This window comes from Tanticharoenia sakaeratensis NBRC 103193 (genome assembly GCF_000963885.1).
Taxonomy (GTDB): Bacteria; Pseudomonadota; Alphaproteobacteria; order Acetobacterales; family Acetobacteraceae; genus Tanticharoenia; species Tanticharoenia sakaeratensis.
Genome location: NZ_BALE01000081.1, coordinates 1 through 338, shown reverse-complemented (window position 1 = coordinate 338; position 338 = coordinate 1). Strand labels below are relative to the sequence as shown.

Below are 338 nucleotides of genomic sequence, written 5' to 3'. Positions count from 1 at the left end.
TGTTGCGCGTCGTCAGCCATGCGTGCTCGGTCCTGTCAGAAAATGCGGATGGAAACTGAGGGTCGAGATTATTTCTTCGCCAGCACGATGCGCGGCGGATAGGTGCGTTGCGGCAGGGTCAGCACCAGCACCATCAGGAAGACGATGAGCCCCGAAAAGACGAGGAAATCATCGCTCAGCGTCAGGACGGCCGCCTGCTTGGCAAATTCCTGATGGAAACCGGCGATGCTGCCCGGGGCAGCGGGCGTGCCGTTTGGCAGGAGCGGTGCCGGATGCTGCCACGACACGCCGTGCGCCTGATAGGTGCGGAAGCGCTCGCGGCCGAGCTGGTCGGCCAG

1 pseudogene is annotated in these 338 nt (G+C 63.6%); it reads right to left on the bottom strand.

Features of this window, described 5'->3' with window-relative positions:
- Positions 1 to 68: 68 nt before the first annotated feature.
- A pseudogene (locus B8446_RS16380) lies at positions 69 to 338 on the bottom strand (MFS transporter); the annotation flags it as partial.